24 protein-coding genes and 3 pseudogenes are annotated in these 18598 nt (G+C 58.0%); 16 read left to right on the top strand and 11 right to left on the bottom strand.

Features of this window, described 5'->3' with window-relative positions:
* Positions 1-158 precede the first annotated feature (158 nt).
* On the bottom strand, positions 159-584 hold the full coding sequence (locus tag ACFXS9_RS42475) for a hypothetical protein (protein WP_392699549.1): 426 nt from the start codon (positions 582-584) through the stop codon (positions 159-161).
* A gap of 212 nt (positions 585-796) precedes the next feature.
* On the opposite strand from ACFXS9_RS42475, the gene ACFXS9_RS42470 reads away from it, so the two are divergent.
* Together ACFXS9_RS42470 and ACFXS9_RS42465 are read left to right on the top strand one after the other, a co-directional pair.
* A complete protein-coding gene (locus tag ACFXS9_RS42470) occupies positions 797-994 on the top strand; it encodes a hypothetical protein (RefSeq protein ID WP_392699547.1) in 198 nt (65 codons plus the stop codon).
* Positions 995-1028: 34 nt separating this feature from the next.
* Positions 1029-1684, top strand: a pseudogene (locus tag ACFXS9_RS42465) (SOS response-associated peptidase).
* A gap of 18 nt (positions 1685-1702) precedes the next feature.
* Here ACFXS9_RS42465 and ACFXS9_RS42460 read toward each other — a convergent pair.
* Entirely contained in the window at positions 1703-2011 is a 309-nt protein-coding gene (locus ACFXS9_RS42460) for a hypothetical protein (RefSeq protein WP_392699546.1), read from the bottom strand.
* Positions 2012-2855: 844 nt separating this feature from the next.
* On the opposite strand from ACFXS9_RS42460, the gene ACFXS9_RS42455 reads away from it, so the two are divergent.
* The 3 genes from ACFXS9_RS42455 (at position 2856) to ACFXS9_RS42445 (ending at position 4166) form a co-directional block, all read left to right on the top strand.
* Positions 2856-3101, top strand: a complete 246-nt coding sequence (locus ACFXS9_RS42455; protein WP_392699544.1) for a hypothetical protein — start codon at positions 2856-2858, stop codon at positions 3099-3101.
* Positions 3102-3337: 236 nt separating this feature from the next.
* Positions 3338-3544 carry a hypothetical protein gene (locus tag ACFXS9_RS42450; protein ID WP_392699542.1) on the top strand — a complete coding sequence of 69 codons (207 nt, stop codon included), beginning with the start codon at positions 3338-3340 and terminating at the stop codon, positions 3542-3544.
* Positions 3545-3713: 169 nt separating this feature from the next.
* Positions 3714-4166 (top strand): hypothetical protein, encoded by a 453-nt coding sequence (locus ACFXS9_RS42445; RefSeq protein WP_392699540.1) that lies wholly within the window; start codon positions 3714-3716, stop codon positions 4164-4166.
* A 32-nt stretch (positions 4167-4198) separates the two neighbouring features.
* Here ACFXS9_RS42445 and ligD read toward each other — a convergent pair whose 3' ends face one another.
* Positions 4199-5080 (bottom strand): non-homologous end-joining DNA ligase, encoded by an 882-nt coding sequence (ligD, locus tag ACFXS9_RS42440; protein ID WP_392699538.1) that lies wholly within the window; start codon positions 5078-5080, stop codon positions 4199-4201.
* A gap of 253 nt (positions 5081-5333) precedes the next feature.
* Positions 5334-5432, bottom strand: a pseudogene (locus tag ACFXS9_RS42435) (homocysteine methyltransferase); the annotation flags it as partial.
* Between the two features lie 96 nt (positions 5433-5528).
* On the opposite strand from ACFXS9_RS42435, the gene ACFXS9_RS42430 reads away from it, so the two are divergent.
* On the top strand, positions 5529-5741 hold the full coding sequence (locus ACFXS9_RS42430; protein ID WP_392699536.1) for a hypothetical protein: 213 nt from the start codon (positions 5529-5531) through the stop codon (positions 5739-5741).
* A 393-nt stretch (positions 5742-6134) separates the two neighbouring features.
* Here the strand turns inward: ACFXS9_RS42430 and ACFXS9_RS42425 are convergent, their stop codons facing one another.
* Positions 6135-6500, bottom strand: a complete 366-nt coding sequence (locus tag ACFXS9_RS42425) for a hypothetical protein (protein WP_392699534.1) — start codon at positions 6498-6500, stop codon at positions 6135-6137.
* Positions 6501-7579: 1079 nt separating this feature from the next.
* Here ACFXS9_RS42425 and ACFXS9_RS42420 point away from each other — a divergent pair.
* The 3 genes from ACFXS9_RS42420 (at position 7580) to ACFXS9_RS42410 (ending at position 9612) form a co-directional block, all read left to right on the top strand.
* On the top strand, positions 7580-7885 hold the full coding sequence (locus ACFXS9_RS42420; RefSeq protein ID WP_392699532.1) for a MarR family transcriptional regulator: 306 nt from the start codon (positions 7580-7582) through the stop codon (positions 7883-7885).
* Between the two features lie 361 nt (positions 7886-8246).
* Positions 8247-9038, top strand: coding sequence for a dienelactone hydrolase family protein (locus tag ACFXS9_RS42415; RefSeq protein ID WP_392699530.1), 792 nt, complete (start codon positions 8247-8249; stop codon positions 9036-9038).
* Between the two features lie 112 nt (positions 9039-9150).
* Positions 9151-9612: a GNAT family N-acetyltransferase gene (locus ACFXS9_RS42410; RefSeq protein ID WP_392699528.1), complete on the top strand. Its 462-nt coding sequence runs from the start codon at positions 9151-9153 to the stop codon at positions 9610-9612.
* A gap of 177 nt (positions 9613-9789) precedes the next feature.
* Here ACFXS9_RS42410 and ACFXS9_RS42405 read toward each other — a convergent pair whose 3' ends face one another.
* Positions 9790-10068, bottom strand: a complete 279-nt coding sequence (locus ACFXS9_RS42405) for a DNA -binding domain-containing protein (protein ID WP_392699526.1) — start codon at positions 10066-10068, stop codon at positions 9790-9792.
* A gap of 318 nt (positions 10069-10386) precedes the next feature.
* Here ACFXS9_RS42405 and ACFXS9_RS42400 point away from each other — a divergent pair, with 318 nt between their 5' ends.
* Positions 10387-10563 carry a hypothetical protein gene (locus ACFXS9_RS42400; protein ID WP_392699525.1) on the top strand — a complete coding sequence of 59 codons (177 nt, stop codon included), beginning with the start codon at positions 10387-10389 and terminating at the stop codon, positions 10561-10563.
* A gap of 915 nt (positions 10564-11478) precedes the next feature.
* Here ACFXS9_RS42400 and ACFXS9_RS42395 read toward each other — a convergent pair.
* Positions 11479-11754: pseudogene (locus ACFXS9_RS42395) on the bottom strand (DNA ligase); the annotation flags it as partial.
* A gap of 22 nt (positions 11755-11776) precedes the next feature.
* On the opposite strand from ACFXS9_RS42395, the gene ACFXS9_RS42390 reads away from it, so the two are divergent.
* Positions 11777-12304 carry a hypothetical protein gene (locus ACFXS9_RS42390; protein WP_392699523.1) on the top strand — a complete coding sequence of 176 codons (528 nt, stop codon included), beginning with the start codon at positions 11777-11779 and terminating at the stop codon, positions 12302-12304.
* 483 nt (positions 12305-12787) lie between these two features.
* Positions 12788-12952, top strand: coding sequence for a hypothetical protein (locus ACFXS9_RS42385; RefSeq protein ID WP_392699521.1), 165 nt, complete (start codon positions 12788-12790; stop codon positions 12950-12952).
* A gap of 244 nt (positions 12953-13196) precedes the next feature.
* Here the strand turns inward: ACFXS9_RS42385 and ACFXS9_RS42380 are convergent, their stop codons facing one another.
* Complete coding sequence (locus ACFXS9_RS42380; RefSeq protein WP_392699519.1) at positions 13197-13400, bottom strand: hypothetical protein; 204 nt, start codon at positions 13398-13400, stop codon at positions 13197-13199.
* Positions 13400-13594, bottom strand: coding sequence for a hypothetical protein (locus ACFXS9_RS42375; RefSeq protein ID WP_392699517.1), 195 nt, complete (start codon positions 13592-13594; stop codon positions 13400-13402). Before ACFXS9_RS42375 ends, ACFXS9_RS42380 begins: the two co-directional genes overlap by 1 nt.
* 282 nt (positions 13595-13876) lie before the next feature.
* Between ACFXS9_RS42375 and ACFXS9_RS42370 the strand changes: the two genes are divergently transcribed.
* The 3 genes from ACFXS9_RS42370 to ACFXS9_RS42360 all read left to right on the top strand — a co-directional run bounded on the left by ACFXS9_RS42370 (position 13877) and on the right by ACFXS9_RS42360 (position 15528).
* The gene (locus ACFXS9_RS42370) at positions 13877-14002 is read left to right on the top strand and encodes a hypothetical protein (RefSeq protein ID WP_392699515.1); all 126 of its coding nucleotides are present in this window, start codon (positions 13877-13879) and stop codon (positions 14000-14002) included.
* A 117-nt stretch (positions 14003-14119) separates the two neighbouring features.
* Positions 14120-14317 (top strand): hypothetical protein, encoded by a 198-nt coding sequence (locus tag ACFXS9_RS42365; RefSeq protein ID WP_392699513.1) that lies wholly within the window; start codon positions 14120-14122, stop codon positions 14315-14317.
* Positions 14318-15333: 1016 nt separating this feature from the next.
* The gene (locus ACFXS9_RS42360) at positions 15334-15528 is read left to right on the top strand and encodes a hypothetical protein (RefSeq protein ID WP_392699511.1); all 195 of its coding nucleotides are present in this window, start codon (positions 15334-15336) and stop codon (positions 15526-15528) included.
* Here ACFXS9_RS42360 and ACFXS9_RS42355 read toward each other — a convergent pair whose 3' ends face one another.
* A complete protein-coding gene (locus tag ACFXS9_RS42355) occupies positions 15529-15696 on the bottom strand; it encodes a hypothetical protein (protein ID WP_392699509.1) in 168 nt (55 codons plus the stop codon).
* A gap of 423 nt (positions 15697-16119) precedes the next feature.
* Complete coding sequence (locus ACFXS9_RS42350; RefSeq protein ID WP_392699507.1) at positions 16120-16914, bottom strand: adenylate/guanylate cyclase domain-containing protein; 795 nt, start codon at positions 16912-16914, stop codon at positions 16120-16122.
* Positions 16915-17969: 1055 nt separating this feature from the next.
* Between ACFXS9_RS42350 and ACFXS9_RS42345 the strand changes: the two genes are divergently transcribed.
* Positions 17970-18542: a hypothetical protein gene (locus ACFXS9_RS42345; RefSeq protein WP_392699505.1), complete on the top strand. Its 573-nt coding sequence runs from the start codon at positions 17970-17972 to the stop codon at positions 18540-18542.
* The last annotated feature ends 56 nt before the right edge of the window (positions 18543-18598 follow it).

Genomic DNA, 18598 nt, shown 5'->3' with positions numbered 1-18598 from the left:
CTCGGGCGAGGCGAGGTTTCATTTTGGTCGCCTTGCAAATCGGAATTTCATCTAAAATTGTTAAGCAACCAACTCCTGATCCATTCGCATTTTTATGATTTAGGGAGCGGACATGCAAAGCACTGACGCCGAGGTTCGCTTCTGCCTGCACTGCGGTCTCACCGCTCCTCATCAGGATGCACCCACTTATAAGGCGAAATCTCCCGCTGCTCGGTCAACTTGATCATGCGGACAGGCGGCTTGTATCGACGCGTCCCGCAGGACCGGCATCGAAAGGACGGCTCTAGCTTCCAGATCGGCGTATCACGCGCCCTGCGGATAGCATCAAGCGGCAGGCTTGCCCGTGTCTTGCATCGGCAGCATTCGATCTCTAGCCAGCCGTATCCGCCGTTCAGGCATTGGCCGATCGTTGGGGATGGCTGGGCCGGGCCGCCATAGCCTTCCATGCGGACCGACCATGCTTCTGCCTCGGCTCGATCAGCGGCACGGGCGGCCTTCTTAGCGTTTTGGCGGGCTGTCTGGGCGCGCATGTCGGCGCCCATGATCCGGCCGCCCCAGATGACTTCGCGCTTTTTGGTGCTCATGGGCGGCAATTACAGCGTCACCGAAGCCTCTGAGCAATCCACGAGATTTAGCTGCTTATCGGGCCTGTGCCGCTTTGACTTGGTCAAGCGCTTCGCTGCGCTCCCTGCCAGCGATAAAGTAGGAAGGCACACAACAATGGCTTGGTGTTGCGTTTCGGTAACCCATGCTCCGCTCACAAACGCTAAGTTCAGTCGTTTTTGGGAGAAGACATATGGATGTGTATTTGAACACCAGACGTGATCTGCTCGTTGTGAAGAAGGGATGCCCGATACCGCCTGTTCCGACGCTGGGAAAATGGCGCAAGAGCAAGAAGAGGGTTGCCAAAGTCAGCGAGGAGATTAGGTCAGCTCTTCAGATGCAGGGCTACTACATGCGCAAGGTAAGAGAAGTGCATCGTGGTAGAGATTAGCGGTTGGACGATGTATCGCGACGGCTTTCGATAAATGTGCAATCTCTACAGCATCACCACCAACCAAGAAGCCATCCGCGCGCTGTTCCGCGTCATGAACCGATACGTGGGCAACCTAGCACCTATGTCGGGCGTCTTCCCGGACTATCCCGCGCCGATCGTCCGCAATGCGGGCACCGAACGCGAGCTAGTCCTGATGCGCTGGGGCATGCCGCCACCGCCGCGCACTGGCGGCCCGCCGGTCACGAACATCCGCAACACCTCCTCGCCGCACTGGCGCGGATGGCTGAAGCCGGAAAACCGTTGCCTAGTGCCGTTCAACAGCTTCGCTGAGTACGGACCGGAACCGAACCCTGACACCAAGAAAAAGGACGTCGTCTGGTTCGCAATCAATGATGATCGGCCGCTAACTTGCTTGGCGGGCATCTGGACGGAGTTCAAGGGTGATCGTGGTACGAAATCGAAGCCGGTACCGGGACCGCACAATTTCTCACAACATCGCCTAACGCTATCGTTGAGCCGATCCATCCCAAGGCGATGCCGGTGATCCTGACGACCGATGAAGAGCGCGACGTCTGGATGCGCGCCCCATGGGATGAAGCTAAGTCGTTACAGCGGCCATTGCCGGACGATGCGCTCAGGGTCGTCATGCGTGGGGCGGACAAGGAGGATCGCGCGGCGGCAGCATGACACGTCCGAACATCGCCGTCATCGGTCCCATAAATACATTTGCAGGCAGGTCAAAAGGCTCACATAGCTCGGATCGCCGCCGATACCCTCCAGCGGAATGCATTGCGCCTTGCTGGAGGCCGAGAATTTGGGCCACTGGCTCACCAATTCTTGCCGAGCCCTGTTTTCATCGCTCACACAGTTCTTGAGGGACTGATCGACTGAAAGGCCGGTCGTTGCCGCCACGTCAAGTTTGCAGCTTCGGGAGATGTCGAACGCAGGTACTCCATCGGCCACTGCGACGACAAGATGAGTTCCCACGACAATCGCAGAAATCGAAATCGGCATAGTCCCCTCCCTTGGCGTTGACGGGGCAGCGCTTCGTCGCCGCCCCTACGCAGGATAATTGACATCGTTCCTAATGCGGTCCAGCCGAACTGGCCGGGAGCGTGAAGAGGATTGGCGTTAGCCCTTCATGATGTCGCCAAAATGGAAATCAGAACGCAGGCGACCAGAGCCACGCTCAAAATGACCGTCACGATCCCGGCTACTTCGATAATGGAAGTCCGTCTTAGGTGAAATGCCATGCCCCATCGTTGGCGGCAGACGAGCGATGGCGTTGATATGGATCAACCATTCTGGCACCCCTCGCAACGGTCAATAACCCAGCGATGTCATCGACTTGAGGAAGTGCGAACATTTGCACGGACGAGGGCGGCCTGCTCACCCCCGTCCGGCGCGGCGTTCATCAGCCATCGTGACCGTCGCGGTTGGGACGGCGGCACACCCTGCGCCAGCGAGGTGGCCGCCCTGACGTGCTGCCGGGCATCAGGTTTCCCGGCTGGGCGTGTTCTGTGAATAGAGGTGGCGCGAGGGCGGACAATGCTCGAAACGCCCTCGCGCCTCGCACAATGCCGGGGAAGATGCAGGCAGCAGCCCCGGCAGCACGATCTGTCACCGCCGCGCGCCGATGATGTTGAAAGCATGCTCAGGCGAAGTGCCCGAGGGGTTAGCGCGCGGTCGTTGAACCATGCTGGCGGGCTCTCCTCTCTGTCGTGGACCCGACAGAACGATTAATTTTTGTACGGCCATTTTTTGAATTCGAGGGCATTCATCGAGGGTTCAGGGCGTCCTGATATATTGGCAGGCCCTCTTACTTTGTAAGCAGGCCATGCAGGCAAGGAGATGGCGCATGTTGCTCGATAGTAAGAAAGCAGACGAAATGCAGGCTGCAGTTGATGCGGTTTTCGCCCGGCTTCCCAAGATTTTCAAAACTCAAGAAACTAGGAATGAGATCGCCAAGAGCGTGGTACGCAGCGAGGGCAAGTACCACGAGGCTGCACGAAGATGTGTATTGGGAATGTTCGCGAGCGTCGACCGGGCAATTGAGAACAGAGATAAGCTGGGTAACTTAAATAGTCGGCGGAGCTTAACCTGATTGTTCGATCGTAAAAATGGCCCCAGCGCGAGCCGTGCGCCGAGGCCATCAAAGTATTCCTATTTCAAACAGCCAGACAGTGTAGTGGGTACCTATCCGGCCTACTCAGCGAAGCGGGAAAAACTGGCAAAATCTGTACAATATGTCGCCTATCGGGCAGACCGAGCGAATTAAATATTATTCAATCCTTCAATTAATTGAGGAAAAATCCCCCGTCTAAATACCGGAGACAGTCCATGCATGACCGCCAGCAACAAGAGATCGAAGACCGCCGGAAATTTCTGATCTCGGCTGGCAGGTTTGCGGCTGTAACGCCTCCAGCGATTACGCTGTTGCTGTCGACGTCTCTCACATCAGATGCGATTGCCGGATCGGGAAACAATGGTCGCGGCAATGGTGGTGGGGACGGCACTCCAAACGCCAAACCTGATACCGACCGGTGACGCTTTCCGGAACCTTTGCGCGATAGAACTCTTTGGATAGTCGGGTGGGTGTCTCCCCGCCGAGGCATTCACCGACCTGGACGGTCCTAGCCATCGCCTCCCCACCCGGCTGGGGCCGTTCTTTTGTCCACTCCTGCTGAACGGCTCGAAACCGTGCAAAGAGACAACGGTGTTTAGTTGGTTCAAGCCCGATAGGCGGCGAGAGAAGATCCGAGAGGATCGCAAGCACCTTGAAGCAAGGGCCCGGCGCCTATTGAAAAGTTACCTGTCTGCGGATGGCCCGCGAAAGCAACAGTACTACGAAGTGATCGCTGGAGCAGCTGCAGCGTGTCAGCCTGATGTTTCTGACCCGACCTTAGAAAATGTGCAACTCGCTGAAGCAGCCGCGGAAGCTGCCCTCAAGGTTGTTAAAGGGCGTGAGCCCCAAGCTATCGATGACAACGATCAATTGGCGGCATTGATCACTGATGCGTACGCAACGGTAGCCATCGCATACCGCCGTGCCTCCACAGCCTATACGGTTGATGAGGAGATGCAGCAGCTAGGGACTGCGGCTGTGCACCTACTCACAATGGCAATATCCTATACGGCAGCTCAAGCGGACGACGTTACGGACAAGTGACGATCCGTTCGGTTGCCACCCGATCCCCTTTCTCAATCCTGTTTCCGAAACAGCCCCTTAAACGAACTCGCCCGCAAAAGACCTTCTGAGGTGATGTCGCGGTATTCGACGTCAGCGACGAAGGTCGGCTCAACCCATGTGGCCTTGGGCTTGCGGATAGGCTTGGTGAGCTTCGACTTCGGGCTCACCACGGTATCGAGCTGCCGGCGGATTTGGCTGGAGACAGTGCGCGACCAGCCCGTCCCCACTTTACCCATGTAAACGAGTTCGTTGCCCTCCTGCTTGCCAAGGTAAAGGGCCGCGACGCCGCTAGGATCTTTCACAAACCCGACGACCGGAAACTTGCCCTTCTGCACGGCTTTGATTTTCAGCCACGCTTCACTTCGCTCCGATCGGTACGGCGCATCCGCTCGCTTGGAAATGATGCCCTCCCAGCCCAGCTTGGCGGCATGCTTAAACATCTTCTGCCCGTCTCCGACGAGATGTTCGGAAAACAGCACTGGCAGCTCGATGTCGTTTTCGCGGAGCAGGTCTAACAAGAGCTGCTTGCGTTCGATCTGCGGTCGCCTCCGAAGGTCTCCGTCGCGCCAGAGGAGGTCGAACGCATAAAAGATCAGTCGATCTTGCCGACCGGCTGCAAGTTCGGCTTGGAGTTCGGAGAAGTTGGTGCGGCCTTCACGAACTACGACGACCTCCCCATCGATGATGGCTTGGCCCGGAATATCGAGGGCACCAGCAATGACAGAGAACCGTTTGGTCCAGTCCAGCCCGGTGCGGGTGTAGACCTTCTTCCGTCCACTGTTTACGTGAACCTGCACGCGGTAGCTGTCGTACTTGATCTCATGGAGCCACTGGTCACCCTTCGGGGCCTTGGTCTTCAGGGTGGCGAGCTGGGGCTTAATGAAGCCCGGCATCTGAATACGCTTTGGCAATAACTCAACTCACAAAAAAGCCCGCCGGAAAGCGGGCATTCTTACGCAGTTCTCAGAAAACTCGAACAATCAGGGGACGTGATCGCTTCTGCCACTACCTTGCTATCAAGGGGAAGACACTCGGCTGGAAGGCGTCATGGCCTAATTGTGGATGCCCGTTTTATCCTCAGGTGCGGACATCGCGCGTTATGGCCGCATGTCCGTTTTGTGCCAGGAACGGAAGTGGCCACAACCTTCATGTGCATGCATTACAGATGGCCACGACGTGCCGATGATCGGTCCCGCAGCATCCGCCAAGAACCGATAGTAGGGACAGGCGCCTACGCAATTCCCGTTACAGTTGACCGAGTTCTTGAGGGTTGCCTGCTCGAGTTCCTATTTGAATCCCAAGCTATACCAGAGACGCAGCTAACCAGCTTAGGTGCGGACAATGATGAAATATCGAGACATCGAATATACGGTCGTTCAAGGCATCGGACGGGACTTGTGGAAATGGTCCGCGTCGGTTGCGGACGTGGTGATCACGGGCCAAGCGCACAGTAAATCGGCGGCAGTGGTCGAAGCCGAGAAAGCGATTGACCGGGCACTCGCTCTAAAAAAGGTGCGACTTGTGCCACCCAAGGGGGAAACGAATATGCCTTAGCCGTTTGCTATTCACCCCTGAATGGCCAGCCGCGATTGAGGGCCTGATGCTGGTCGCGGAATTGGGAGGGCCAACGATGTTTGGACGAATTTGCGTCATGAGAGCCTTGAACCGCCGCGTCGAACGTGTGTTCGACTCGTCCGGAAGGACAAGCATTGGGGACGCCGGAAGCTCGCGCGGGATCAATGACGAAAGCAGGCGGCTATCGAGGCATCGACCCCGACGGCGTTGCCGAAACCGAGGCCGATCATTTCGGCAATTGCCCGATCTGCGGAGCGTTGCTCGACATGCGCGACCTGACTCAAAGTGCTGGCGCATGTTCACGACGCCGAGATTGAGATCGGCGAAGGTCCGGAGCCGCGCGGGACGGCCGCTTTTATGACAAGGGGGACGTTAGCCGGTCCGACGCTCGTCGGCCTGTGGCGCTTCCGGCGGTGCGCTCAGCTGAACTCCGGCCCTCAGTACTTGTTGCTGATAGGCCTTCCCATCCTCCGCTAACAGTTCCATCTCTCGCGTGACCCAGTTCTGATATTCCCGGAGTATATCGGAGGGCGTCTCGGCATCGCCAATATGTTTGGCCGTTTCAAGCGCCGCTTGCATGCCCTTATGACGCCGGGCAAACCAACCGTCCGCAAATTCCTTCAAGCCTTCGAGCGCGGTTTCTTGGTTCTCCCAGAACTTGACGCCTATCGGCGCATAGGCCTTCAAAGCAGCTGCTGGCTGCAAGATGTTCGGAAATAACGTCACGTTATCGCTCATGGTCATTCTCCGTTTGAGTTGACCTGCCCCATGAGTCTTATAGAGACCAATAAAATAACCATCCGCGTGTGACGCCCGATGTTCAATATCGCACAAGAAAAATTCGGCGTCGGGGCCTAGCCGGAAATCCGCTGTTACGCCCATTTAGATTTATCTACGCTTGCGCCTTATGTCGTAGTTGGATCAACTGCGCCCCTGATACAAACCGGAACACTGCCCCCTCTGGCCGCGCATTCTACGCTTTGTTTGCCCAGGCTTTCATTACATCGGTGCGGCTATTGTGTGAAAGGGAAGTGCCCTTGACGTGAGGGTTCACTGTCACTCTCATTACGCGGCGTTACATTTTTCGCTTCCGATGTTCGAATTGGGTCAAAAGCGTCGTTTTGGTCGTCGGCCGACTACTTCCGGTCTTCCCCCTGGAAACGGACATCGTCAGGGTCGGTCGCCATGTCTCAAAGGTGCCAATAGGCGACCTGTGCGCAACGGACTCTTTTCGGCTTTGTCGCCGCGTCACTGTTGTTCCAGCAAACGCCGCAGGAGATGGAGGCATTTGGCCAGCCTCGGGGCCCACTCCACGTTTCGCGCAGCGCCGTAGTGGCGATGTCCTTATTTGATCAGCCACCACCAGAGCGAGAAACCTATGGCTGTGGTGGCAGTCGAGATTCCTAGCGCCGTCGCAATCAATTTCGCCAACTCCCAATACGACACGAACGCAATTTCCTAATCAGCAATGCTGCGTTATATCATCAGGGATTCGATGTAGTGACACCATTGCTTGAGATGCATGCGCCTATGCGCTTTACCAGCAGTCACCCGCCATTGCAGAGCGACATTCGGTGGCATCTTCATTCTTGGCGTGCCAGCGGTTTCAAATTTGGTGGCAGCTCGGCAACGATCGGAGCGCATAGTCAGGGAGTGAGGCGGGTCGCACTTAGATCGTCCTCTGCATGCCCCTAGAGCGGTTGTCGCCCATCGCCGGTCGGTCTATCGTTGCAGAAAGCGACTATGATCGGAAGGCGAACCACATCGATTGGGACGGATGAGAAATAGCATGGCGATCTAATTCGGGGATCATCACTATGAACTTGGAAGAGGTTCGTAACTACTGGGCTAAGGTTCTAGGCATCCGTGGCCCGCAGTGGATGATCATTGTAGCTCTGCAAGAGCTCGACCACGGCGAGGGAGCGCCCGTGATGGCAGTTGCTACAATGCTACACGTTAATCCGACCTTCGTCATGACGCAGTCGAGACTTCTAGAAAGGAAGGGCTTTGTTCGGCGAACCGCGGTGAGCGATGACTCGCGGACTGTAAGTCTGTCCCTCACGGACAAGGCCTACAGGCACTTGGCGAAACTAGCCTATCCTTGGTCTCGGCCGGAGCGATAGCACACGAAGCTTCAGCACGAGACTCCTGGGCCACGAATTTCGATTAGGCGAATGTCGCCTGCGGGTCATCAACGGTCCTCGGGCGGCATCTGAGCTAGGTCCGCTCACCCTCGGACAACGGACACGCAGCGACTACTTCAGCATGTCGGTTTCGTGCCAAAAACGGACTTCGCGGTACCAAGCTTAACAATGGCTCAAGCGAGGGATGTCTGCAGTCCTGAACTTACGCTATGGATGGACTGACATAACCTGCTACGTTGACCCTGTTACGAAGACGGGGCGAGGTAAAATGGGCACACGACCCGGAGCATGTCTTGGTTTAGCAGTATTGGTTACGTGCGTTTGCACCAACGCCGTCACCATGGCACAAGAGTTGGTCAGGTTCGACAGTGCTCCAGTCCGCCTTGGCCAGCTCCAGCAGCGCTTGGCGCGCGAGCGTGGCGAAGCGCCGAAGGCGGGGGATACGATCAAGGGCTACCTCGCGAAACCTGACGGCGACGGCCCATTCGCGGCCATTGTGTATCTCCATGGATGCGATGGACTTTCGAAAGATGCCCCAAAGTTCATCGCTCAATTCGTGACCGGTCTGGGGTATGTGTCACTTGCAGTCGATAGCTTTGCGACCCGTGGCATCAAGGACGCCTGCACCAAACCGATGCCTGCCCTGATGCTTGCCCGCCAAGGTGATGCCTTAGGCGCTCTATCCTATCTTTCCAAACTTCCTTTTGTCGATCCTCAACGTATCGCTGTCCTGGGAGGATCGATGGGTGCAATGGTTGCGCTGCAATTAGCATCGACCCACCACGTGGAAACATTCGACGCTCCTCGGGATCTGAAGTTCAAGGCCGCGGTGGCCTATTATCCGCTGTGCGGCGTTGCTTCCGAGGAACTCATCGTTCCCACATTGATCCTGATCGGCGAACTCGACGATTGGACGCCTGCGAGGGACTGCGAACTTTGGATGAAGCGGCGGGCCGACAGGGGCGCACCCGTTAAGCTGGTCGTCTATCCCGGTGCCTATCACGCCTTTAACGTCCCGGCTTTCGCCGACGGCAGGGAAATGCACGGGCACTGGCTCAAGTACGATGCGAAAGCGGCCAGGAGGGCAGTCCAGGAGATGCAGAGTTTCCTCTCTGCTCAATTTTCCCGTTGAGTGACAGCGAAGCGAATGCTTCATACGCGCTTGGAGCAGCTTCCGCTTTGGGTCAAAAGCGACAGTAGTGATTGTGGACTTAATGCGACCCTTGGGCGAGCGGAGGCGACCGATGGAATGCACGATCCGGCCGGCGCGTGAAGATGACGCCGACGAAATAAGCGCGGTCATTTTGCGTACATTGCGCGAAACCAATGCGAAGGATTATGCAAGTGAGATCATCGAGAGGATCGAGCACAGCTTTAGTCCGAGCGCCGTTCTGCAGCTAATCGCCAAGCGCACCGTCTTTGTTGCCGCGATTGGTAGTCGTGTCGTTGGAACAGCAAGCCTCGATGGAAGCGTAGTCCGTACGGTCTTCGTGTCCCCTGACGTTCAGGCCCGGGGTATAGGCAAGCTGTTGATGGCCGAGGTTGAGCGCACGGCACGCGAGAGAAATATCCCTAAGTTGGCTGTCCCTTCTTCACTCAGCGCCGAAACATTCTACGTGCAGCTCGGGTTCAAGGCTGTGCGCGATAGCTACTATGGTGAAGAGCGCACGATCATCATGGAGCGATCATTGGACGACCGTCCGTAGGTCTGGTTAGGGTCAATCGCGTCGGTTTGGCGGGACCGCGGCGACTTCCGGCCCCTGTGAACGGACATTCGGTACAGGCGGGGCATGTCTCAAAAGTGCAATAGACGCCGTGCCAAGCCGGCCTCCGAGGGTGCGTCGTGCTCTTCCTATGGCGCTGTGGCCAATGGCAGCGTCGCTTCAAGCCGACGCGCCACCACGTAGCAGGTGAAGATAACCCTGCTCGGTCATCCATCTGGTACGCGAGAGGTGGCTCTCGAACACCTTCCGGCCCCGATCACAATCATGTTCCAGATCAAGATGCTGCACCGCTCGTGCGACTTCGCGCCAGTCCGCATCTTCCGCATGCGCGTCGAGTAAGCGCAGATGCGTGACGAGGTGCTCCTTGTCGTAAGAGGTCAACACGCTACACGAGGGCGCAGTATCGGCGATATCGGGATCACGCGGCGGCGGCTGCATGGGCGTTCTCGCAACAGGTTGTTGATTGACTGACTTTGCTTTTGACACCTTGGCGTATTAATGACCCGTACCGGGGAAATCCGCTTTGCTCCAATAAAGGGACAGGCAAAGTGACGTTTCCCGGTTGCAGTTGGTTGCTGGCGTTCGGGTGATCAACTCACATTCTCCTCGCGAGTTGGTGAAGTCGTTTCGCGCGCGGCTCCCCACCGCCACCGGCAAATCCTGTGACGACACCATTCTTGGCTTGCGGTGGCACACTATTGAAACACGATGCGTGCAGTATCTCCGCATCGATTTTGCAACACGAAGGAGCCAACGATGCGCAAGCTAGTCTTTTCAATGGGAGCAATCGCAATTGCTTTCATGTTGGCATTTTCCTGGTCGCACACTGTGCTCGCGCCTTCCCAAGCAGGCACCGCAACGTCAATCAATCCGACCGATATGTTGACCAATTACAAAGGCCCGCTTCCGATTGAGCAGTGGGAAGCGATCTAGCCGTTCTCCGAATACTGTCCCTCCCTGACTTGAAAAGTCTTGGCAATCGTCAGGACCCTTCCCCGGAGCTTCCGGTCCGTATCCGCCTTTTCTGTAAACCATCCCCCTTGGTAACGTCTGATCGACCACTCAGCTTAAGCATTTCATCGAGCAACGGTGCGATGGTGTGTTCATGATCGGGCGATCAGCCCGACAGGGAAGCGTCAGGGTCAGGCTGCCAAGCAGCCTGACCCGTCCAAGGATCACCATGGCAGCTAAGAAGCGTAAGCCGAAATCGCTACGGCAGCCAGATCGGCCGATGCCGGTAATTTCAATCGCAGTGGGCAGCTTAATCAACATGACCCTGACTGCGGCCACATCAGGCTCAGTGCTGCTGTGCTTGTTTGTAGCGAAGCGAATATTCTGACGCTAGGCGCACCATCGCTATGGGTTATTTACCGCTAATCTCGGAGATTGTGGTCGCGCTCGTTGTCCTCGCGTTCGCCGCCGAGACCAGCAGCCAATAACTCTATGCGGGCTCGACCGCCGACAAAACCAACACGCCAGAAAACGGCTGCAATGGTAGACGCCCCGGGCGATTGAACCACCTCGTGCGAAAAAACCAATCTGTAGGACGCTGAAAACGGTCTGGCACCGCTGCACATCACCGCTGTCGAGAGACCCAACCCGCTCTACAAAGGACCGTGCGAAGGCCGGCCGGACGTCGGCCCGCGCTTGCCGCATGCTGTGCACACAAACTGGCTTTCTATATCATCGGACCATTGATCGGCGCGGATCCTGTCGAATGGCTGCACTTGAAATCCGAACAGAACACGACGACGCCCCGAACGCCCGAGCTACGCAGTTCACCAAAATTGATCTTTCTGGATCGCTTCGCTGGCTCAGCGCGTGCAACGGCATTACTCATATGTCTACTCATATGTCTTCACGGACCCCTTTGAAGAAGGGATGCCGCACCTTGCCCTCGGCCGACTTCGTCCGATATTCGATCTCAGCCGTCAGCTCCGGCTCTACCCAAATGCCCTTGTGGGCGATGCGCTTGCTGTAGGGCTGGGTTTTCCGAATAAGCGGCGTCAGCCGCTCACGCAGGTCGGTGGCGGATTTCTTGTCAAACCCATGATCCACCTTGCCAGCGTAAATCAGGTCGTTGCCTTTGCGGCGGCCGACGTAGATGCCGTCCCAATCGTTGCCTTCAAAGTGCATCCGACGCGGCATGAAAAAGGAAGCGATGGAGTTCGCGTGCAAGCTGCTGCACACGTCGAAAGCCTTCCACACGATGGTCTGCAATCGATTGGAGGTCAGTTGCCATGAAGACCTCGACACGCTGGCCGCGCCGCACGTGTTCCCGTTCGTCGCCGCGTCGCTCGCGGCATCAAGCGAGCGCTATTCGAGATCGGTCGGCGAAGCCCGGCTGATGGTTGGCAACTGCATCCACCTGATGTGCCGCGCGCCGAAGTCTCGCGCGGGCTGCCACTTCGCTGCCGCGATCGGCATGCGGTCGCTGCTTGAGTACTTCGTGCCGACCATTCCCGATTTCGCCCTCGATCAACACATCACCGCCGGGAAAAAGATGGGCCGTGGCCTCGATCATTTCGGCAGCGAAGGCGCGAAGCTGGTGCCGCCGCCGACAGAGCCGGACCCGTTCGAGGACGAGGCTTATCGGTTGTCAAGCAGCAGAGCAAGTAAGCCCTGCAGAAGGATCAGCGTGATTTTCGTTTGCGCCGTGTTCGTTTGCGGCTGAGCCGCTTGGCGTTTGCCGCCACCTTTCTTCGATACTGCTCAATAATCTTGTCTCCGGATGCGCCAGCCATCAGGCTTGTACCGGTCTTCGCCGCAGCAAGCATTTTTTTCGCTCACCATTCGCCGAGGTTCTCGTTGAGCCGCTTTGCCGCCGCGCATAAGTTTCGCCATGCGCAGTCCGATCACGCGATTGCCTTCTAGCCCAGCATCATCCAGTTCCACATGCTGCGATATTCCTAGCAGGCGACCAGCTTTCGGATCACATCAGCGACCACGGTGTGTGCGGTGTCCAATCAAAGCCGCGTGGCTGTCACGACTGGCACAATCTGCTCGCGTCATTCTTGAGCCTGCCTTGGCAACGCATCCCTATGACTAAAGGGTTCCTTCACCTTGATCTTGGGAACACCCGAATTGGCAATAGACGGGGCTCGCTTCGCATTGAAAATCAGACCGCTGCTGCTGGGGGCCAAACCGGAGATGTCCGATGGGTGTGGCAGGCTGGCGCTTCGCGAATGTGAAGAGAACTCTCCGTGTCCGAGTGGTCCTTGTCGGCCTGCTGGAGGAGTTGCCGTTTGTCTGCCCGGTGGTAGTCGCAATCGGCTCGACGGTCATGGTCGCGATTAAGCTCTGCAAGGATTTGCCGCAGTAAGGCGGGCGCCCGCCATGGCGCTCATGTGCATGCCTTTGTGTACCGATCGGCATTAAATATAGCTGAGATTGCGCGACTGCACTTCCACTTCCCGCCGATGCTCAGGACGACGCCGTACTGCTTACCCCGATATTTCATCTGCCCACCCTTATGGACCTATGGGGCGCGCAAGCAATGCCAGCACACCCTCCCTTGTCGTCGGGGTCATCCGCTCAGGTGGCGCCGTCGGCTTGATTTTTCCAAGCTAGCCGACGCCGTAGGGCTTTTTGAGAAAGTAGTCGCGGTTGCCGAGCGGCTTCTCCGCGTACTGGTCGATCGCGACTGTGATCGCCTGGACGTGCTGATAACAGTAGCCTTCACGCGCAGCCCGCTGGCGCACTTCAGCAAGCGCCCTGATCCATGGCGAGTTGTCCGCCTTCTCGTCGTACCATTTGAGCGGCTCTGGCATCACCAGCTCCGGCCACCGAGCACGCGACCTATCGTCGGTCCGCCCTGCTCCTTCCTGAGCCGGTCCCGCTCTGCGCAAAGACTTTCAATCTTCGCCAGCATCCTGCCGAGCAAGAGCTCAGCCGCCGCTGTGGCGATGCCGGCGCGCTGAAGCTGCAGGATCTCCCTGCGCTGCCTTCCGACTTGGACGCGCATGTGGTCGATTTCGGAACGGACGTGATCTAGGCCCATAGCGCTCCTTCAATTCTCTTTGGATTGTTCGGCAAAGCCCTTCGCCCCGGCGCCCGAGCTGGTCGTAAAGGCGAAGCCGCCTGAAAAGGATCTCGATTTCGCGGGCTCTCTTCATGGGGCCAAATAGAACAAATCGTGAACGACTTAGCAAGTCGCTAGCAATAGAGTGTTCTGGCGCGGAACACCCAAGATCATTGCCTGAGTAGCGTAGTGCCCTGGTCGACCCCGTTTGAGGATCCTGTCCCATTGCCCGACAGCCGGAAGCTGCTCACGCTGAAGGATGCCGCCGACTACATCACGAAGCTGCCAGAGGACGAACAGAACCGGCCCGAATGGCAATCGGCTATTCATCGCCTGATCGGCGCCGTCTGAAGGCCGGGATTTCCTGATCCACGCGCGGATCGGAATGCTGCGCGCATTGAACGCCGGCAAGCCGAATCCAGATGTCACGCCAAGGGTGAAGAGAGCGAAGGCGTACAGGATTGCCTGATGAAATGCTTGCTCTGCGAGGGTAGCGGCTGGGTCTGTGAGAACCATCCGGACCAACCATGGGAAGGTGAGCACACCTGCGGCTGCGGCGGTGCTGGTGCCCGCTGCCCGACCTGCAATTCGCCGGCCGAGGGCGAGCGGCCTCGGCTGCCGCCCGGCTTCAAGACGGTGCTCGATAAGGATGGATACCGGCACTGAGCCGGAGGGCGTGGCGCTTGAGCGAGGTGATCGGCACAGAATAAAAATGGCCCCAGCGCGCGGCGGTGCGCTGAGGCCCTCCAAAGTATTCCCATTTGAAATTGCCAGATGGAAATAGTGGGTAACCATCTGGCGGGCCAATAGAAGCGGGAAAAAGGTGGCAATGTCTGCCCAATAGTGAACATAGCGCGGAAAGCTCGCCAGCCCCTGTGCCGGCCCGTCCCTGGAAACATCCAACTGTGCGTACCGCGCTGAATCGATCGGCCCCGGCAATACTCAACGCACCGGGGCCGCCGACACTGGAGATACCCCCAGCTAGGGGCTTTGGGGCATGGAGCCGGGAGCTTACAGAATAACCGCCACTGGCGGCGCGGTCTGTACGGCCGCTGACAAAGGGCGGGCCCGCCAGCGTGAAGCCGCGGGCCTAATCCTACGGGATTTGGACGACATTGAGCTTGCGTTCGCCCTATGGTTGCGGGCACCGCCCGTCGGCGAGGCGGTGCCACGCCAAGGGAGTCCCCGCCCGGTCCGGCCGGTCCCGGAGGTCCGTGCAGGGTCCTGAGGTTCTTGAAGTGGCACCCCCGCCTTGTCCATCTCCCCGCTTGGGACTTCACCCGAGTAGTCCGGCCTTCCTGCCCCGAACACGAGCGCCCCGGCGCCGGCACATTGCCGTCCAGGATCGCCAGCGAGGGTACGGACAGCGACATAACGTGCCCCACTACCTCAGGTCCGGCGTCAGGTAGCAAAGGCTCTGCCCACAAATTGAAGCGCCCGTAAGACTCCGGATGCGGCTCTCAAATTAGACGAATCCTGTTGAAGCCGCCGTCCCCCCTCTTCACAATGAAGTATGAGTAATGGTTAGTGAGGGGTTTTTCAAAATGCCTTCTCTTCAGCCACGTATTGACGCCTACTCCTCCCTGTCCACAAATCTTCTGACTGAACATGTCCCGCCAACAAGGCGGGCAGACCTATAACCTGCAAAGTTCTGAGTGGTGCGTTGGTAGGAGGATTAAAAGATGGATGAGTTTATTTCAACGGAGCAGCGTCTCTCGCAGATAGACCTCGATCTTTCCCACCGCATGGCCAAACTTCAAAAGCTCAGAGAAGCGGTCCGTATTGCAGAGGCGCTGCAAGCGTCAACGGCGCAAAGGCGTCCCCGACCTTCACCGAGCGACACCGCCTCGTACACCGAATCTCGATTGGCGGTTTAGTTAGGTCGACGGCTTCACCCGTCGAGTGGGCTTCGCGCTTGCTGCATCGCTCCGCGGCTGGTTGAGCTGATGAAATCGATCTTCCAGCGCTGCCCTTTTGGCGAGCAGTTTTTCGCGGAGAACTGACTGCATCTGTTGGTGCAGTTCGAACAGTTCCTCAATCGACATTTGCTCCCACTCACTCCGCATGACGCACCCCGGCGATCATGAAACCATTTGAATTATCGCTCACGAAGAAACTTCAGAGATATGGGAGAGAGGCTCAGCCTCAATGCACTGAAGAAAATTTAATGAGGATGGCGGACGATCCTGACCGCGTAGCCCGTCATAAGCCTGTCTATCGTGAATAAAAATGGCCCCAGCGCGGGGTCCGCGCCGAGGCCATACAAGTATTCCCATTTTCAAACAGCCAGACAGGGTAGTGAGTTACCCGTCTGGCGTACCTACCGGGGCATGGCCGATTACATGGTGATCAGATCCGGTGCCTGCTCGCCTTGATCATGTGGCCGCAGATCGCGCTCTGGTTATCGAACGCACTCAAATAATACTCGCACACAGGTTCGAGTCCCGCCGGGCCTCTTGCAGAACACCTTAATGTTCGACCCGATACAGGCGCCATCGCTCCGGCACGCCTTTCAGTCGGTGAACGCCGCGAGGCTTGAAGCGGATTCCCGATTGCGACATCAACTCCTTGACCGCGCTCGAGACCAGGACCTCACCGGCACGCGCTTTCGCCGCGACACGCGCGCCGATATGAAACGCGAGACCGACCACCTCAGCCCCGCTCACTTTGTATTCGCCCGCATGCAGCCCCACCCTGATCTCCAGCCCCAGCGTGCGCACGGCCTCGCGGATCGCGGTCGCGCAACCGACCGCGGCGGCCGGCGCCTTGAATGTCGCGAGCAGTCCATCCCCTGTCGTCACGACCTCCTTTCCGCGCAAGGTCTTCAGCTCTCTGCGGACGGCGGCGTAGTAGTGACTCATCACCTTTGTCCAGCGGACATCGCCAAGCCGCGCAGCGCTCTCCGTGGAGCGGACGATGTCGACAAAAAGGATCGTGGCGAGCGCTTGTTCGAGTTCGGCGCCACGGCCGGCAGATCGGCGTCGGGTCGCAATAGGTCCCGGCAGCGGTTCGTAGCGATGGCTGCGTCGCCGCGCGATCGCGGCTTTTGCATAGTCCTTGGCACGCTGCGCCGTGCCGCAACGAACTGTTTTCACCCTCGGTGGAAGCGTCCAGTAAACCTTTCGTCCATCTCCGGCGCCATGGACCTCCACGGCGCCCCACTTCAGGAAAACCGCCGAGCCAACCCGTCGAACACACCATGCCTTTGACGTGTATCCGGAAACGTTCGACTGATGGACTCCGATGCGAAGGAACTTGGGCATGAACGTGCGGCCAATCGAAAGACCGTTTGGGCGGATTTAGGGGGAAAGCGTAGTCGTACATTCCCGGGTTGGCAACAGTACTCCCAATCGAAGATTCAAAGCGGAAGTCCCAACTTGAGTAAACGATTTCCGCATAGCGTCCGACGAGCTGTTTGGGCCACACTATGCGGGACTGCAGGCTCCACGGCTGCCGGCGGACCGCACCAGATTCGCAACCCGAAACGGTGCGAACGAAACACAACGAACACGATCGAATCGGAATGAAAATGCAAGTAATCAACGAACCTGATCGATATTCCGCCGCTCATAACGGTCTGGTTGCAGGTTCGAGGACTGCGCTCATCGTGGCGAAGATTACCTAGCCGCACCAGTTTGCGCGCCGGGCTTATCATTGAGTACAGTACTCAGACAGCCAACTGCATCGCACAAGCGATAACGCGCCACTGCTCGCGCCGCCATCCGATTAGTACTCCACGCTAGCCTAATCCCCGCACGCTCGCCCGTGTTGCTGTTCACGGACGCTGTTGTCTGTTCCCTATTGATCGAGTGACAGAGCGCGGAGGCGGGAAGTGACGCGGCATTGCGGAGCGAGGCCGTCAAGAATAGAATCATGTACCTCGGGTTCGATTGACGCGTGACGGGTCCGAGAAGCGCGATGTCGCCACGCTCTCCCCTTCCCGCCCGCTATCCTTCGACCGGCGCATGGCCTGCGGTTATGCGTGCCGATATGGCCGCCGCATACCTTGATTATCGTGATACAAGTGAGTTGGCACGCGGGGTGCGGCGGGGTGAGGCGCCCCCACCGATCGGCCATCACGGAATTGGACGCGCGAGAGAACCAATCTGGTCTAAGGCCGCCATTGACAACTTCATCGAGCCGGATTCGGATGGTCCAGCAAAACAAGACTTGGCGTCCCTCGTATGAAACCGCCCCGCACTGCATTGAAGCTCCCGCGCTATGCCGGCGCAAGCCGTTGAAGAATGGTCGATGGGCATACTTTTTTGAGCCGCCGACTTGGGCCCGCACGCAGGGTTGCCAAATTGAAGCTGAAGCATTGGGGCAGGATTACGCGGCCGCGGTCGACCGGGCGGAGAACGTCCTCTTGCCAGCCTTCGATAGCTGGCGGTCTCGCGGACTAACGGACATGGTCCCGGCAGGCGTGGCGCCGGGTTCGTTTGACTGGTTAGCGGGTGTGTTCAAGGCGCACCAGAAGTGGAAGGAGATCGACCACAAGACACGGCGTCTCTACGAGCAAGGCTTGTCGCTGTTCGCCAACCACAGGCTGAAGGATGGCACACGAGCTGGCTCGAAGCAGATCTCGGATTTCACGAGGGGTTTCGTGGACGCGGTGTATGCGAAGTTGCTCGTCGTCGAGGAAAAGGACGCAGATGGCAACATCGTAAGGCGAGAGCGCCGCCGCTTCGCGAACGCCGCGATGGTCGCCTGCCGGCGGGCGTGGTTCGTCGGTCAGCGCGCCGAAGAGAAGAAGGTCCCAGCTATCAATCCATTCTCGCGCATGGGGCTGAAGGCGCGGGCGCCCGATCAAGCGGTGCGCGACACGCCGACAGCGACCTGGGAAGAGCTCGTCGCATTCCGGGCCGCCGCGAAGGGCCTTGGGTATAACTAGGTCGCGACAGCCTCGCTTGTAACCTGGGAATGGCTGCAGCGGGAAGAGCACGTCTT

Source organism: Bradyrhizobium sp. RDI18, from assembly GCF_043203335.1.
Classification (GTDB): Bacteria; Pseudomonadota; Alphaproteobacteria; order Rhizobiales; family Xanthobacteraceae; genus Bradyrhizobium; species Bradyrhizobium retamae.
This window is presented reverse-complemented; position numbering and strand designations above follow the sequence as displayed.

Coding starts and splice junctions, on each gene's coding strand:
- ACFXS9_RS42460 (WP_392699546.1), bottom strand. CDS start 2,011: ATGCCGATTTCGATTTCTGCGATTGTCGTGGGAACTCATCTTGTCGTC.
- ACFXS9_RS42430 (WP_392699536.1), top strand. CDS start 5,529: ATGATGAAATATCGAGACATCGAATATACGGTCGTTCAAGGCATCGGA.
- ACFXS9_RS42390 (WP_392699523.1), top strand. CDS start 11,777: ATGAAAAAGGAAGCGATGGAGTTCGCGTGCAAGCTGCTGCACACGTCG.
- ACFXS9_RS42475 (WP_392699549.1), bottom strand. CDS start 584: ATGAGCACCAAAAAGCGCGAAGTCATCTGGGGCGGCCGGATCATGGGC.
- ACFXS9_RS42350 (WP_392699507.1), bottom strand. CDS start 16,914: ATGCCCAAGTTCCTTCGCATCGGAGTCCATCAGTCGAACGTTTCCGGA.
- ACFXS9_RS42400 (WP_392699525.1), top strand. CDS start 10,387: ATGCGCAAGCTAGTCTTTTCAATGGGAGCAATCGCAATTGCTTTCATG.
- ACFXS9_RS42405 (WP_392699526.1), bottom strand. CDS start 10,068: ATGCAGCCGCCGCCGCGTGATCCCGATATCGCCGATACTGCGCCCTCG.
- ACFXS9_RS42375 (WP_392699517.1), bottom strand. CDS start 13,594: ATGCGCGTCCAAGTCGGAAGGCAGCGCAGGGAGATCCTGCAGCTTCAG.
- ACFXS9_RS42360 (WP_392699511.1), top strand. CDS start 15,334: ATGGATGAGTTTATTTCAACGGAGCAGCGTCTCTCGCAGATAGACCTC.
- ACFXS9_RS42385 (WP_392699521.1), top strand. CDS start 12,788: ATGGGTGTGGCAGGCTGGCGCTTCGCGAATGTGAAGAGAACTCTCCGT.
- ACFXS9_RS42420 (WP_392699532.1), top strand. CDS start 7,580: ATGAACTTGGAAGAGGTTCGTAACTACTGGGCTAAGGTTCTAGGCATC.
- ligD (WP_392699538.1), bottom strand. CDS start 5,080: ATGCCGGGCTTCATTAAGCCCCAGCTCGCCACCCTGAAGACCAAGGCC.
- ACFXS9_RS42450 (WP_392699542.1), top strand. CDS start 3,338: ATGCATGACCGCCAGCAACAAGAGATCGAAGACCGCCGGAAATTTCTG.
- ACFXS9_RS42380 (WP_392699519.1), bottom strand. CDS start 13,400: ATGCCAGAGCCGCTCAAATGGTACGACGAGAAGGCGGACAACTCGCCA.
- ACFXS9_RS42365 (WP_392699513.1), top strand. CDS start 14,120: ATGAAATGCTTGCTCTGCGAGGGTAGCGGCTGGGTCTGTGAGAACCAT.
- ACFXS9_RS42415 (WP_392699530.1), top strand. CDS start 8,247: ATGGCACAAGAGTTGGTCAGGTTCGACAGTGCTCCAGTCCGCCTTGGC.
- ACFXS9_RS42470 (WP_392699547.1), top strand. CDS start 797: ATGGATGTGTATTTGAACACCAGACGTGATCTGCTCGTTGTGAAGAAG.
- ACFXS9_RS42455 (WP_392699544.1), top strand. CDS start 2,856: ATGTTGCTCGATAGTAAGAAAGCAGACGAAATGCAGGCTGCAGTTGAT.
- ACFXS9_RS42410 (WP_392699528.1), top strand. CDS start 9,151: ATGGAATGCACGATCCGGCCGGCGCGTGAAGATGACGCCGACGAAATA.
- ACFXS9_RS42355 (WP_392699509.1), bottom strand. CDS start 15,696: ATGTCGATTGAGGAACTGTTCGAACTGCACCAACAGATGCAGTCAGTT.
- ACFXS9_RS42425 (WP_392699534.1), bottom strand. CDS start 6,500: ATGAGCGATAACGTGACGTTATTTCCGAACATCTTGCAGCCAGCAGCT.